Origin of the sequence: Erythrobacter tepidarius (genome assembly GCF_002155695.1) — a bacterium.
Lineage (GTDB): Bacteria > Pseudomonadota > Alphaproteobacteria > Sphingomonadales > Sphingomonadaceae > Erythrobacter > Erythrobacter tepidarius.
In genome coordinates this window covers 99792-111493 of record NZ_MUYJ01000006.1, presented here as the reverse complement: position 1 = coordinate 111493, position 11702 = coordinate 99792, and the positions used below count along the sequence as shown (strand labels likewise).

Here is an 11702-nt window from a genome sequence, read left to right as displayed (position 1 = left end):
GATGGACCGTTCACCCGAAAACGCCGAGACCGCTGTCAGCAAGCCCCCCCGCGCCCGCGTCGAGGACGCAATCGACCCTGATGTCGAGGCGCCGCGCACCCGCGACTATCTCGAGGGCTTCCTCGCCGCCAAGCCCGCGAAAGACGCCGTCGGCGGTGCCGGCAGTGACTTGCAGGCCGCGGTGATCGAGGCGCTGCGCGAGATCTACGATCCGGAAATCCCGGTCAACATCTACGATCTCGGGCTGATCTACGGGGTCGAGGTCGATGACAACGCCGATGTGACCATCACCATGACGCTCACCACCCCGCATTGTCCGGTGGCCGAGTCCATGCCGGGCGAGGTCGAGCTGCGCGTGACTTCGGTGCCCGGTGTCCGCGATGCGGAGGTGGTGCTGGTATGGGAACCGGCCTGGGGTCCGCACAAGATGAGCGACGAGGCGCGGCTCGAACTGGGGATGCTGTGAACTTCGTGCCTGCCCTGACGATTGCCTTGGCGGACTACCGTGACCCGCGCGACGCGGCGGACGTGATCGCGCTGCTGGATGCCTATGCGCGCGATCCGATGGGCGGGGGCGAACCTCTGTCCGCGCCGGTGAAGGCGCGGCTGACCGATGATCTGGCAGCCAACCGCCACGCCTTCTCGCTGCTCGCGCGGCGCGATGACGAGGCGGTCGGCCTTGCCAACTGCTTCATGGGCTATTCCACCTTTGCCGCCGCGCCGCTGGTCAATATCCACGATCTCGTGGTGCTGCCCGGCCATCGCGGTGCGGGCATCGGCAAGGCCTTGCTCGCCGCCATCGAGGCCGAAGCCTTGAAGCGCGGGGCCTGCAAGATCACATTGGAAGTGCTGAGCGGCAATCCGGCGCGGCACCTTTACGCCGCTTGCGGCTATGGCGACTACCAGCTCGATCCCGCCGCGGGGCACGCGCTGTTCTGGCAGAAGAGGCTGACATGACCGAGACGACCACCACCACGCGCGCCGCTCCGAAGGCCGCCGTCACCCTGACGCCTTCTGCCGAAGCCCGCATCGCCGAGCTGATGCGCAAGGCGCCGGCGGATGCCATCGGTGTCAAGCTCTCGACCCCGCGGCGCGGCTGTTCCGGCCTCGCCTATTCGGTCGATTACGTCACCACCGAGGCGAAGTTCGACGAAAAGATCGTCACCCCGGGCGGAGTGTTCTACATCGATGGGGCGAGCGTGCTCTACCTCGTCGGCAGCACGATGGACTGGCGCGAGGACGATTTCACCGCCGGCTTCGTGTTCGAGAACCCCAACGCCAAGGGCACCTGCGGCTGCGGCGAGAGCTTCATGGTCTAAGCGGCGCGGGCCGCTTCAGATTTCCGCCGCCAGACGCGCGATCAGGCGGCGTTCGAGCTCGTCGACTTCCCCGTCCGCGGCGATCATCTTCTCGAGCCATTCGTTCTCCTCGTCGGTGACGAGCGCGCCCGCGGCTGCCTTGGCGGCATAATCGGTGCCGGGCTGCTTCTTGCCGAACACCTTGCCGAAGTGGTTGGCGACATGCGGCACCTCACGCAAAACACCGCCGATGACGCGGCCGACATTGGCGCGATTATCGGCAATGAAGGCTTCCAGCTCGCGCTTGCGTTCGTGGCTGACCTGCGCGTGATCGAAGACGAAGCCCTTGAGGTAATTGGCAACGCCGTCGATGAACAGCTCGTCCCATTCGACCGCGTTTTCCTCGGTGAGGGTTGCGTCTTTGAGGCGGAACAGCATCTCGGCATCATATCGTGAGACCGCCGCGGGGCCGTGGCCGCCGCTCGCCCAAATCACGCGGCGGATGATGCGGCATTCGGCGGCGGAGATGTGGGTCGCGGACAGATCGCCGCCGCAGCGGGTCGGGCCGGTGCCGGTCAGAACTTCGCGTTCGACTTGTGCCAGGACGTAGTTCTTGAGCCGTTCGGGGGTGTTCTCGGCGCGCTCGATGATGCGCACAATGGCTTCGAGCTCGACCATGCTTTCGAGCACCCCGTCATGGTCGATCTGGCCGATCAGCCATTCGGCCTCCTCGTCGCTGCATTGCAGGCGCGGCGGCGTGCCGTTGAGCACGAATTCCCCGATCGCCTCGACGAAGAAGTCGCACCACGCCGGCGTGCGCTCGACGAGCGAATTGTTGAGTGCGAACAGCGCCTCGGCCTCGGCGCGGGTGATGATCCCGTCGCCCCAGCCTTCGCGGCGGAGCGCGAGCAACTCGTCGGCCGCAATCTGCCCGTCGGCAGCCGCGCGCTCGGCGATTGCGATGAAGTGCGTGGTCATGTCCTGTCGGTTCCTTGCCGGTCTCGCCTGAGGGGATGGCATGATCAGGCTTAAGGCCGGGTTACCGCCGTTCCACCTCGCGGATGCAGGCCCCGCGATCCACCGCCGCGCCGCCCTGTCGCTGGCGTGCCTCGACATGCGCGGCGACCGGATCGGCGCCGGGACGCAGTGGGTAGAGATAAATGTCGAGCACGCAGTCGCGGCCCGAGAACTGGAGCTTGCGGGCATCGCCCTCGGCGACATCGAGCCGCGGCGTCCCGAACCGCCGAGCGAGGGTGCCGGCGTCCTGCCCGATCACGCCCTCCAGCCCCTGCGGCGCCATCATCTCGGGCACCACCGCGATGCTGCTGCCGCGCGGCGGCGAGGCAGGGGCGGGCCGCGAGGGGACAGTGCCTCCGGCACATCCGGCCAGCATCAGGGCCAGCGCGGCCAGCATGGTGGCGGAACGGGAGGTCATGCCTCTGCCTTCCCTTCTTCAAGCCGTCGCAGCACCAAATGCGTCCCCGCCGCCGCGCCCAACACCGGAGCGATCAGCCCTGCCACCGGCACCAGCATCAGGCCGGCGATACACGCGCCGAGCACGAACCGCTGCCCCTTGCCCACCGGATTGGCGCCGGGCGCCCGCGGCGCGTGCCGCAGCCATGCCATGTCGGTCAGCTCGCGCCCGAGCAGCACCGCGTTGACCCCGAGAAAGACCAGCCCCGGGCCGAAAGCCGTGGGGGCGACCACCGCCGCCAGCGGCAGCGCCAGCAGGTTGTAGCCCAGCGCCCGCAGCAGCCCTCTCACCGAATTGGCCAGATCCCGCCGGAACGGCAGCGGCTTCGCCTCGGCTGCGCGCGCCGGATAGTGCCGCGCCTCGACTGCGGCCACCACCGCGTCGGCGAAGAACTGCAACACCGCCATCGCCACCATCCGGAACAGCAGCCACATCGCCACCGGCACCAGCACGATTGCGGCGATCCCGGCCCAGCTCTGGTCGATCCCGTAGCGCGCGCCCGCTGCCGCGAGGGCGCAATAGAGTCCGGCGCCCGCCACGCCGAACGCCGCCAGCGTCAAAGCCACGCTTCTGACGACCACCGCAAGGATGCGGCGATCGCCGAGCTGGCCAAGGGCCTTCGCAAGCGCGGCGGCAACGGCGGTCATGGCCTCAGCCGATGCGGGCCATGAGCAGCGAAGTCAACGCGGGGATGGGGCGCCGCACACAGATGCTTGGCGTAGGCTCCGAACAAAGCTAGGCGGCGCGCAGATGTCATTCCCAAGGAACCTCCCGTGACCGCCACCACCCCGCCCCGCTACGACGTTGTTGCCATCGGCAATGCCGTGGTCGACGTTATCGCTTCCTGCGACGAGGAGCTGATCGACGAGCTCCAGCTCAATCGCGGCGGCATGACCCTGATCGACGAGGCGCGGGCCGAAGAGCTCTACGAGGCGATGCCGCCTGCGCGCGAGCTTTCGGGCGGCTCGGCGGCGAACACGCTGGCCGGTCTCGCCACGCTCGGGCTGCAATGCGCCTTCATCGGGCAGGTTGCCGACGACCAGCTCGGCAAGGTGTTCCGCCACGACATGCGCGCCACCGGCATCGATTTCGACACCCCGGCCCGTCCGGGCGAACCGGCAACCGGGCGCGTGCTGATCTTCGTCACCCCCGATGGCGAGCGGACGATGAACACCTTCCTCGGTGCCGGGCAGTTCCTCCCCGCCGCGGCGCTCGACGAGGAGCTGATCGCCTCGGCCGCGATCCTCTATCTCGAAGGCTATCTGTGGGACCCGGAAGAACCCCGCCGGGCGATGCGCCGCGCGATCGCGGTGGCCCGCAATGCCGGCCGCAAGATCGCCTTCACCGCTTCGGAAAGCTTCGTGATCGAGCGCCACGGCGATGATTTCCGCAGCATGATCGAGGAAGGCATCATCGACATCCTGTTCGTCAACGAAAGCGAGCTGGCGACGCTGACGGGCGAATCTGCGTTCGAGGCGGGCCTTGCGGCGGTGGCGGGCAAGGTGCCGGTGCTGGTGGCGACCCGCAGCGAGAAGGGCGCGGTTGCCATCGCCCATGGCGAGCGCGCCGAGGTGGCCGCGGTGCCGGTGATGAAGGTGGTGGACACCACCGGCGCGGGCGACCAGTTCGCGGCCGGATTCCTCTCGGGCTATGTCCGGGGCGAGCCGCTGACGCGGTGCCTCAAGCGCGGGGCGATCTGCGCTTCGGAAGTGATCTCGCACTACGGCCCCCGCCCCGAAGCCGACATGCTCAAGCTGATGGAAGAAAGGCTTTAGGCTTTGCGCTCGCGGCCCTGCGGGCTGAAATCAGCGCGATGCGCCAGCTTTGGCGCCCGTCCGCCGCGACGGGGCCTTCAGGCCCCAAGAGCGAGGATTTCGCAGCGCGCAGGCGATGCGGAGCGCAAACCCCTGCGTAATAAAATAACAAAGGTGACAAAGGTGACAGGGTGTCAACTTTGTCTCCCGCCGTTTCATCTCGTAAAATCATGAGCTTGAACCCATGTCCGGGCACAAACGGACACAAGAACTTCGCGCGCGCGAAGCGTTTGTGCGCTGGTTTGGCTGGCTGACGATGACAAAGAACGGGGACAAAGAGCGACGCGCAGCCTAACCGCCCGCCCGCCCTGTAGGAAAGCTCACTCGTCCGGCACGTAGCCCGCATCGCGCAGGGTCACCATGTAGGCCGCGATCTGGTCGATCTGCTTGCGGGTGAGGGTGAAGTCCATCTCCTCTGGGTAGTTGTGCGCGTCGGCCAGCCAGTCGGCCAGCGACTTTTCCGACAGCCCGCGCCGGTTGGCGATCGCGGCAAAGCTGGGCGAGGCGGGGTTCGCTGAGAGGAACGGCGGTTCGACCGCGTGGCATCCCCCGCAGGCCGCCTCGACGAAGGCGGGCGCGCGGGTGTCGGGCGAAGGCGAGGTCGCCTTGCCAAGCATGGGCGGCGGGTTGTCGGTGCCGGGCGCGGTGGCGCAGGCGGCGAGCGCAAGCGCCGCTGCGGCGGCGAGGGAGAGGCGATAGGTCATGCTGGTCTTATCCCCTCTGTCCGGCGGAATTTCCTTGATCGGGATCAAGTTTGCACCTGCAAAGCCCGTGATGGCAATCGCATTCCGCTGCAACCATCCGCGGGCTGCTGCGTTGCGATGCCACGGACATGACCCGTTCCACCCATCCGCGAGAAGCATTCTGCATGAAGCCCTTTTCCGCCACGCACCTGCGTCTGCGTCGCTGGAGCCTCGCCTTGGCCGCGCCCATGCTCTTGGCGACAAGCCAAAGCGCGCACGCCTCTGCGCAGGGCGACTGGGCCACTGCCAGTGATATCGCGGTCGGCGGGCTGGCGCTGTGGTCGCTCGGCGTGCCGGCGGCCGAGGGCGACACGCAGGGCGCATTCCGGGCGGGCGGATCAGCCGAAGGCATCCCGGCGCTCGCACTGGCGAGCTTCGTCGGCCTCGCGCGGGTCGAGGCGGACAAGCACCACTGATACGATGTCGTCGCAGGCGCGGCGCTCGGCACGGGGGTCGGGCTGGTTATTACCCACCGCAAGCCCGACAAGGACGGGCGCGTGGCGGTCGTGCTGCCGTGGGGCGATTTCCACGGCGGCGGGGTAACCTACGCCGCGCGGTTCTAGCCGCGTTCGCGCGCCACTTCGCGCCAGCCGATGTCGCGGCGGCAGAAGCCGCTTGGGAAGGCGATCTTGTCGACGGCGGCATAGGCCCTGGCCTGCGCCTCGGTGACGCTCGCACCGGTCGCGGTGACGGCGAGCACCCGGCCGCCGGCGGCCACCAGCGCGCCGTCCTTCATCGCGGTGCCGGCGTGAAACACCTTGGCAGCGCCCGGTTCCACCCCCGACAGATCGATCGCCCCGCCCTTTTCCGGCGTGCCGGGATAGCCCTTGGCGGCCATCACCACGGTGAGCGCGGTCTTATCGCTGAGCGCCACTTGCGTGCCTTCGAGCGTGCCCGTAGCGCAGGCGAGCATCAGCGCCACCAGATCGCTTTTGAGCCGCATCATCAGCACCTGGCATTCCGGATCGCCGAAGCGGGCGTTGTATTCGATCAGCTTGGGGCCGTCCGCCGTCAGCATCAGCCCGGCGAAGAGCACGCCCTGATAGGGGGTTCCCTCCGCGCGCATGATGCGCACCGTGGGTTCGATGATTGCGGCCATGACGCGGGCCTCCAGTTCGGGCGTCAGCACCCGCGCGGGGGAGTAGGCACCCATCCCGCCGGTGTTGGGGCCGGTGTCGCCATCGCCGACGCGCTTGTGATCCTGCGCGCTGCCGAAAGGGACGATCGTGGTGCCATCGGTGAGCGCGAAGAAACTCACCTCCTCGCCTTCCAGGAACTCCTCGATCACCACCTGCGCGCCTGCCTCGCCGAAGCCGCCGCCGAACATCTCGGCGAGGGTTTCCTCGGCCTCGGCCAGGCTTGCGGCGATCACCACGCCCTTGCCCGCCGCCAGCCCATCGGCCTTGAGCACGTAAGGTGGGCTGAAACGGGCGAGCGCGGCGCGGGCCTCATCGAGCGAGGACGTGCGCACATAACCGGCGGTCGGGATTCCGGCGCGGGCGCACAGGTCCTTGGTGAAGCCCTTGGAGCCTTCAAGCTGGGCGGCCGCCTGCGAGGGGCCGAACACCGGCACGCCTGCGGCCCTGAGCGAATCCGACAGCCCGTCCACCAGGGGCGCTTCGGGGCCGATGACGACGAGATCGACCGCGTGGCGCGCGCAGAAGGCGATCACCGCGCCGTGATCGGTCACATCCAGCGCCACGCATTCGGCTTCCTCGGCGATGCCCGGATTGCCGGGGGCGGCGTAGAGCTTGGTGAGGCTTGGGGATTGCGCCAGCGCCCATGCCAGCGCATGTTCGCGGCCTCCCGAACCCAATAGCAGGATATTCATGGCCCCTCTGCCCAACTGCGATGACGATGCCGGGCTGGTAGCGCGCGAAAGGCAGGGCGACAACGCCCAGCCGCTGACCATCAGCGAGATTTCCGCGCTGCTCAAGCGCACCGTCGAGGAGCGCTTCGGCTTCGTCCGTCTGCGCGGCGAGCTGTCGGGGGTGAAGCGCGCGGCTTCGGGGCACTTCTACTGCGCGCTCAAGGATGAAGGCGCGGTGATCGACGGGGTGATGTGGAAGGGCAACGCCGCCCGCCTCAAGTTCCGTGCCGAAGATGGCCTGGAGGTGATCGCCACTGGCAAGCTCACCACCTATCCCGGGCGTTCGAAATACCAGATCGTGATCGATTCCATGGAGCTGGCGGGCGAAGGCGCGCTGCTGGCGCTGCTGGAGAAAACCCGCGCCCGGCTGGCCGCCGAGGGCCTGTTCGATGCTGGCAGGAAGCGCGCCTTGCCGTTCCTGCCGCGCATCATCGGGGTTGTCACTTCACCCACCGGGGCGGTGATCCGCGACATTCTCCATCGCCTGGCGGACCGTTTCCCGAGCCACGTTCTGGTCTGGCCGGTGCTGGTGCAGGGGCAGGGCGCGGCCGAGCAGGTTGCGGCGGCTGTGCGCGGCTTTTCGGCGATTGTGCCCGGCGGGCCTGTCCCGCGCCCGGATGTGGTGATCGTTGCGCGCGGGGGCGGGTCGATCGAAGACCTGTGGAGCTTCAACGAGGAAGTGGTGGTGCGCGCCATCGCCGAATCCACCATTCCCGTGATTTCCGCGGTCGGCCACGAAACCGACACCACGCTCGCCGATTTCGCCGCCGACCGCCGCGCGCCCACCCCCACGGCTGCGGCGGAAATGGCGGTCCCGGTGCGCGCCGATCTGGTCTTCACCCTCAACGATCTCGCCGCCCGTCAGCGCCGCGCGGTCTATCGCCTGGTCGAGCTGGGGCGCGAGCGTCTCGCCGCCCGCGTTCGTCTCCTGCCGCGGCCGGAGAACCTGCTTGCACCCCAAGCCCAGCGGCTCGATGAGTTCGCCGAACGCCTGCGCCGCGCCTTGGGCGATCGTTCGGCCAGAGGGCGCGAGCGGCTCGCCGGGGCGGCGGCGCGGCTTTCGCCGAGCCTGCTCGTTCGCTCTGCGAGTGAGGCGCAGCGCCGGCTCGACCGCGCAGGGCTCGTCCCGGCGCTGGTCGAGCGGCCCTTGCGCCAAGGGGCCGACCGCGTCGCCGCGCTGGCACGGGTGATGAGCCAGCTTCACCCCGAAAGGCCGCTCGAGCGCGGCTACGCGATCATCCGGAGGGCCGATGGCGCGGCGCTGACCACCCGGGCCGACGCCGCGGGCGAGGCACGTCTGGTGCTGCAATGGCGCGACGGGACGCTGGATGCCGTGCCTGCCGGCAGCACCTCGCCGCCCCTGCGCCCGGCGCCCAGACCGCGCCCCGCCCCGCCGCCGCGACAAGAGGATTTGTTCGGATAGCCGCGTGGTGCTATCGCAGGCGCCATGCTGATGTCTTCCGCCGACAAGACCGCCAAGCTCTACTACGGCCCTTCCAGCTTCCGGGTGCTGCGTCCCGGCAGCCATGTGCTGTGCGCCGTCACCGGAGCGAAAATCCCGCTTTCCGAACTGCGCTACTGGAGCGCCGAGCGGCAGGAGGCCTATGCCTCTTGCGAGGTCGCGACGCGCCGCCTGCTCGGCCTCGACCGCGCCTAGGTGCGCGCCTGGGCTACCCGCGGGTTGCTGCTGGCTGTGGTGGCTCTGGGCCTTGGCCCGGGCCTGTTCTGGCGTGCGCCCACCGGCCAGCGCAGCGACACGGCGCAGGTCAGCCTCACGCCGGTTGCAGAGCGCGCCGGGGTTGCCGGGGTATTGAGGCTCAGCGGCGCATGGGAAATGCGCGCCGCGCATGGCTGGTTCGGCGGCTTTTCGGCGCTGGTGGCAGGCGGGCGCGGGCTGATCGCCGGGAGCGACCGCGGCTTCCTGCTCGAAATCGATCTCGCCGGCCCCGTCCCGCGCGCCGTGCCGGGCAGCTTCCGCTTCGTCGGCGACAGCAGCCGCGGGCGCGAGGAAGTCGTCGATCTCGAATCGCTTGCGTACGATCCGGCCAGCGGCACGCTGTGGGGCGGGTTCGAGAACTTCAATCTCGTGACGCGCTTCGCCCCCGACGGCACCCGCACCAGCACCACCCCGCACGCCATGCGGCGCTGGAGCGCCAACAGCGGTGCGGAAACGATGGAGCGCCTGGAGGACGGCCGCTTCCTGATCATCGCCGAGGGGCCCCTGCGTGGCAGCCAGACCCACCACGAGGCGCTGCTCTTCTCCGGCGATCCGGTCGAGACGGGCGCCCTGGCGCCGCTTGCCTTCGTCTTGCTTGCTCCGGCCGATTACGATCCGGTCGATGCTGCCCAGCTGCCCGACGGGCGGGTGCTGATCCTGCTGCGGCGGGTCGAATATGCCCTGCCGGCGCGGTTCGACACGGCCATCGCCATCGCCGATCCGGCCGCGGTCCGGCCCGGCAAGGCTTGGCCGGCGCGGGTCATCCAGCGCCTGAGCGGCGGGCTGTTTGCCGACAATTTCGAAGGCATCGCCTTCGTCCCCGATCCGGCCGATCCGGCGCGCGGGGCGGTGTGGCTAGTATCGGACGACAATTTCTCGGTGTTCCAGCGCAATCTGCTGGTGCGCTTCGATTGGGACGCGCGTTCCGCCCGCGCCCCATAACGAAAAAGCGCCCGGAACCCCGGACGCTTGATCGTATCGTTCCTGTCCGGAGAGACAGGCGAGAAATCAGGCGGCAGCCTGCGCCTTGAGCAGTTCGCGCTTCACCTTGAGCGCATTGGCCGAAAGCTTGTCATCGCTGGTCTTGAGCAGCCAGTTGTCGAGCCCGCCATTGTGCTCGACCGAGCGCAGGCCGTGGGTCGAGACGCGGAACTTGAAGCTGCGCCCGAGCTTTTCGCTCATCAGCGTGACGTTCTGAAGGTTGGGCAGAAACACGCGCTTGGTCTTGTTGTTGGCGTGGCTCACATTGTGGCCGACCTGGCGGCCCTTGCCGGTCAGTTCGCAGATGCGCGACATGGTGTGTCTCTTCTTGTAAGGTTCGGGTGTGATCCGGGAAAGCGGCGCGCATAACGGGGGGACGCCGAATCGTCAAGCAAGTTGCACCCTTGCTTAGGCCAGAGTAGCGCGGCGGGCATGACCCACTGGCCGCTCCCTGTGCCGATGCAGCGCGCGCTTGATGCGGCGCGGGTGGCGGCGACGGCCGGCGAGGTGCCGATCGGTGCGGTGATCGTCAAGGACGGCGTGGTGATCGCCGAAGCGCACAACGCCCCGCGCGACCTGCACGATCCCACCGCCCATGCCGAGATTCTGGCGATTCGCGCCGCCGCCAAAGCGCTGGGCGACGAGCGCCTGACCGGCTGCGAGCTGTGGGTGACGCTGGAGCCTTGCGCGATGTGCGCGGGCGCGATTGCCCATGCCCGCATCGCCCGGCTCTACTACGCCGCGAGCGACCCCAAGGGCGGCGCGGTCGAACACGGCGCGCGGGTGTTCGAGCAGGAGCAGTGCCTCCACCGCCCCGAGGTCTATTCCGGCATCGGCGAGGCGGAGGCGGCGGAAATGCTCAAGGCGTTTTTCAGGGAGCGGCGGTAAGGGGTTGGTTTGGTAAGGTCGAGACCGTCAGCGTGTCCCACGCCTCTTTGAAACCCTCATAGTCCATCAAGAGCCTCAAATAGAGCACCTTTGAGAATCTCTTGAACGAAGAGTCTTGCTCGAAAGAACGAGTACCAATTGAATTTCTAATGAGTGTAAGTGCATCCATGGTTTGCTCTAGGCGCAAGCCATAGACAGGCTCATGATGCGCAACTCTATTTCTTGCAGCATAAATCACCTCAAGGGATTTTGAGATTTGGCTGCGTTTGAGCTTTTTGTTCGGAAAGACCCGCTTGAGCGATGTTTTCCAAAGATCATTCTCGTAATCGCTCGAGTAGAGTCTTTTCCAAAAAGCGATTGTCGTTTGTGAGATCACTTGGCCGTGTGAAACTTCAAAAAGTGCTTGGCGCGCTTTGACTTTTTTAGAATGAGTGATCGCGGTAGGGACTCCATTGGGAAAAGCCTTGGAGTCTAGCGCTGCTTTTTCCTTGTAGCTCAACTTAGCATACATGGCCCGCTGTGCATGCGAGTGAGCCTTGCTGATCATTCTCCGTTCTTGCGGCCTTAGAGGCAGGGTCGAGCTCGATGGAAGCAACCACTCCCCATCGCCAAAATCTTCGATAAGCCGCTGATTGGTCGCGTTTCTGAGTGCCAATTCCAAGAGTGCGATCATCGACATCAACGACGATGCAAGCTGGAGCGTATGGTTGTGGAGCGCAATGGCTTGCTTCTCGCTACCTGTCAGCTCTCGGTAAGTGTTGAGCCGTTCGGTCGAAATCAGTTCTATGATGCTCATATCAAAGAGGTTTCGTTTGGGCTTGCATTCTTGTCAAATGTTTATATGTTGAAACGTGAAAGGTCGGGGATTAGGTCGGCAGCGCTGCTTTTGTAGTGACGGACCCCCCGCCTATCGATGA

Annotated in this window: 16 protein-coding genes; 9 read left to right on the top strand and 7 right to left on the bottom strand. The window is 67.1% G+C overall.

Features of this window, described 5'->3' with window-relative positions; all coding sequences use genetic code 11:
* The first annotated feature begins 1 nt into the window (after window position 1).
* The 3 genes from BZF61_RS07475 to BZF61_RS07465 are packed head-to-tail and all read left to right on the top strand — an operon-like array spanning window position 2 to window position 1319.
* The gene (locus BZF61_RS07475) at window positions 2-466 is read left to right on the top strand and encodes an SUF system Fe-S cluster assembly protein (RefSeq protein ID WP_086618173.1); all 465 of its coding nucleotides are present in this window, start codon (window positions 2-4) and stop codon (window positions 464-466) included.
* Window positions 463-957, top strand: coding sequence for a GNAT family N-acetyltransferase (locus tag BZF61_RS07470; protein ID WP_245804539.1), 495 nt, complete (start codon window positions 463-465; stop codon window positions 955-957). The genes BZF61_RS07475 and BZF61_RS07470 overlap by 4 nt, the downstream gene beginning before the upstream one ends.
* On the top strand, window positions 954-1319 hold the full coding sequence (locus tag BZF61_RS07465; RefSeq protein WP_086618170.1) for a HesB/IscA family protein: 366 nt from the start codon (window positions 954-956) through the stop codon (window positions 1317-1319). Before BZF61_RS07470 ends, BZF61_RS07465 begins: the two co-directional genes overlap by 4 nt.
* A 15-nt stretch (window positions 1320-1334) precedes the next feature.
* Here the strand turns inward: BZF61_RS07465 and BZF61_RS07460 are convergent, their stop codons facing one another.
* The 3 genes from BZF61_RS07460 to BZF61_RS07450 all read right to left on the bottom strand — a co-directional run bounded on the left by BZF61_RS07460 (window position 1335) and on the right by BZF61_RS07450 (window position 3419).
* Window positions 1335-2276 carry a hypothetical protein gene (locus BZF61_RS07460; protein ID WP_086618168.1) on the bottom strand — a complete coding sequence of 314 codons (942 nt, stop codon included), beginning with the start codon at window positions 2274-2276 and terminating at the stop codon, window positions 1335-1337.
* Window positions 2277-2337: 61 nt separating this feature from the next.
* Window positions 2338-2733: a hypothetical protein gene (locus BZF61_RS07455; protein ID WP_245804538.1), complete on the bottom strand. Its 396-nt coding sequence runs from the start codon at window positions 2731-2733 to the stop codon at window positions 2338-2340.
* Entirely contained in the window at window positions 2730-3419 is a 690-nt protein-coding gene (locus BZF61_RS07450; protein WP_086618167.1) for an EI24 domain-containing protein, read from the bottom strand. Before BZF61_RS07450 ends, BZF61_RS07455 begins: the two co-directional genes overlap by 4 nt.
* A 126-nt stretch (window positions 3420-3545) precedes the next feature.
* On the opposite strand from BZF61_RS07450, the gene BZF61_RS07445 reads away from it, so the two are divergent.
* A complete protein-coding gene (locus BZF61_RS07445) occupies window positions 3546-4547 on the top strand; it encodes an adenosine kinase (RefSeq protein WP_086618165.1) in 1002 nt (333 codons plus the stop codon).
* A gap of 359 nt (window positions 4548-4906) precedes the next feature.
* Here BZF61_RS07445 and BZF61_RS07440 read toward each other — a convergent pair whose 3' ends face one another.
* Entirely contained in the window at window positions 4907-5290 is a 384-nt protein-coding gene (locus tag BZF61_RS07440; protein WP_143736960.1) for a cytochrome c family protein, read from the bottom strand.
* Between the two features lie 128 nt (window positions 5291-5418).
* Here BZF61_RS07440 and BZF61_RS07435 point away from each other — a divergent pair, with 128 nt between their 5' ends.
* On the top strand, window positions 5419-5745 hold the full coding sequence (locus tag BZF61_RS07435; protein ID WP_143736959.1) for a hypothetical protein: 327 nt from the start codon (window positions 5419-5421) through the stop codon (window positions 5743-5745).
* A 143-nt stretch (window positions 5746-5888) separates the two neighbouring features.
* Here the strand turns inward: BZF61_RS07435 and purD are convergent, their stop codons facing one another.
* Window positions 5889-7160 (bottom strand): phosphoribosylamine--glycine ligase, encoded by a 1272-nt coding sequence (purD, locus tag BZF61_RS07430; protein WP_086618161.1) that lies wholly within the window; start codon window positions 7158-7160, stop codon window positions 5889-5891.
* Here purD and xseA point away from each other — a divergent pair.
* The 3 genes from xseA to BZF61_RS07415 are packed head-to-tail and all read left to right on the top strand — an operon-like array spanning window position 7159 to window position 9858.
* A complete protein-coding gene (gene xseA, locus BZF61_RS07425; RefSeq protein ID WP_086618160.1) occupies window positions 7159-8622 on the top strand; it encodes an exodeoxyribonuclease VII large subunit in 1464 nt (487 codons plus the stop codon). The genes purD and xseA overlap by 2 nt on opposite strands.
* 24 nt (window positions 8623-8646) lie before the next feature.
* Entirely contained in the window at window positions 8647-8856 is a 210-nt protein-coding gene (locus tag BZF61_RS07420; RefSeq protein ID WP_086618158.1) for a DUF2093 domain-containing protein, read from the top strand.
* Complete coding sequence (locus BZF61_RS07415) at window positions 8857-9858, top strand: esterase-like activity of phytase family protein (protein ID WP_143736957.1); 1002 nt, start codon at window positions 8857-8859, stop codon at window positions 9856-9858. It abuts the gene before it with no gap.
* A gap of 66 nt (window positions 9859-9924) precedes the next feature.
* Here BZF61_RS07415 and rpmB read toward each other — a convergent pair whose 3' ends face one another.
* Window positions 9925-10212: a 50S ribosomal protein L28 gene (gene rpmB / locus BZF61_RS07410; protein WP_086618155.1), complete on the bottom strand. Its 288-nt coding sequence runs from the start codon at window positions 10210-10212 to the stop codon at window positions 9925-9927.
* 117 nt (window positions 10213-10329) lie between these two features.
* Between rpmB and BZF61_RS07405 the strand changes: the two genes are divergently transcribed.
* Window positions 10330-10785, top strand: coding sequence for a nucleoside deaminase (locus tag BZF61_RS07405; RefSeq protein ID WP_086618154.1), 456 nt, complete (start codon window positions 10330-10332; stop codon window positions 10783-10785).
* On the opposite strand, the gene BZF61_RS07400 is transcribed toward BZF61_RS07405, so the two are convergent.
* Window positions 10769-11581, bottom strand: coding sequence for an Abi family protein (locus tag BZF61_RS07400; RefSeq protein ID WP_086618152.1), 813 nt, complete (start codon window positions 11579-11581; stop codon window positions 10769-10771). The genes BZF61_RS07405 and BZF61_RS07400 overlap by 17 nt on opposite strands.
* Window positions 11582-11702 lie beyond the last annotated feature (121 nt).

Coding starts and splice junctions, on each gene's coding strand:
- BZF61_RS07475 (WP_086618173.1), top strand. CDS start 2: ATGGACCGTTCACCCGAAAACGCCGAGACCGCTGTCAGCAAGCCCCCC.
- BZF61_RS07465 (WP_086618170.1), top strand. CDS start 954: ATGACCGAGACGACCACCACCACGCGCGCCGCTCCGAAGGCCGCCGTC.
- BZF61_RS07460 (WP_086618168.1), bottom strand. CDS start 2,276: ATGACCACGCACTTCATCGCAATCGCCGAGCGCGCGGCTGCCGACGGG.
- BZF61_RS07455 (WP_245804538.1), bottom strand. CDS start 2,733: ATGACCTCCCGTTCCGCCACCATGCTGGCCGCGCTGGCCCTGATGCTG.
- BZF61_RS07450 (WP_086618167.1), bottom strand. CDS start 3,419: ATGACCGCCGTTGCCGCCGCGCTTGCGAAGGCCCTTGGCCAGCTCGGC.
- BZF61_RS07440 (WP_143736960.1), bottom strand. CDS start 5,290: ATGACCTATCGCCTCTCCCTCGCCGCCGCAGCGGCGCTTGCGCTCGCC.
- BZF61_RS07435 (WP_143736959.1), top strand. CDS start 5,419: ATGACCCGTTCCACCCATCCGCGAGAAGCATTCTGCATGAAGCCCTTT.
- xseA (WP_086618160.1), top strand. CDS start 7,159: ATGGCCCCTCTGCCCAACTGCGATGACGATGCCGGGCTGGTAGCGCGC.
- purD (WP_086618161.1), bottom strand. CDS start 7,160: ATGAATATCCTGCTATTGGGTTCGGGAGGCCGCGAACATGCGCTGGCA.
- BZF61_RS07420 (WP_086618158.1), top strand. CDS start 8,647: ATGCTGATGTCTTCCGCCGACAAGACCGCCAAGCTCTACTACGGCCCT.
- rpmB (WP_086618155.1), bottom strand. CDS start 10,212: ATGTCGCGCATCTGCGAACTGACCGGCAAGGGCCGCCAGGTCGGCCAC.
- BZF61_RS07405 (WP_086618154.1), top strand. CDS start 10,330: ATGACCCACTGGCCGCTCCCTGTGCCGATGCAGCGCGCGCTTGATGCG.
- BZF61_RS07400 (WP_086618152.1), bottom strand. CDS start 11,581: ATGAGCATCATAGAACTGATTTCGACCGAACGGCTCAACACTTACCGA.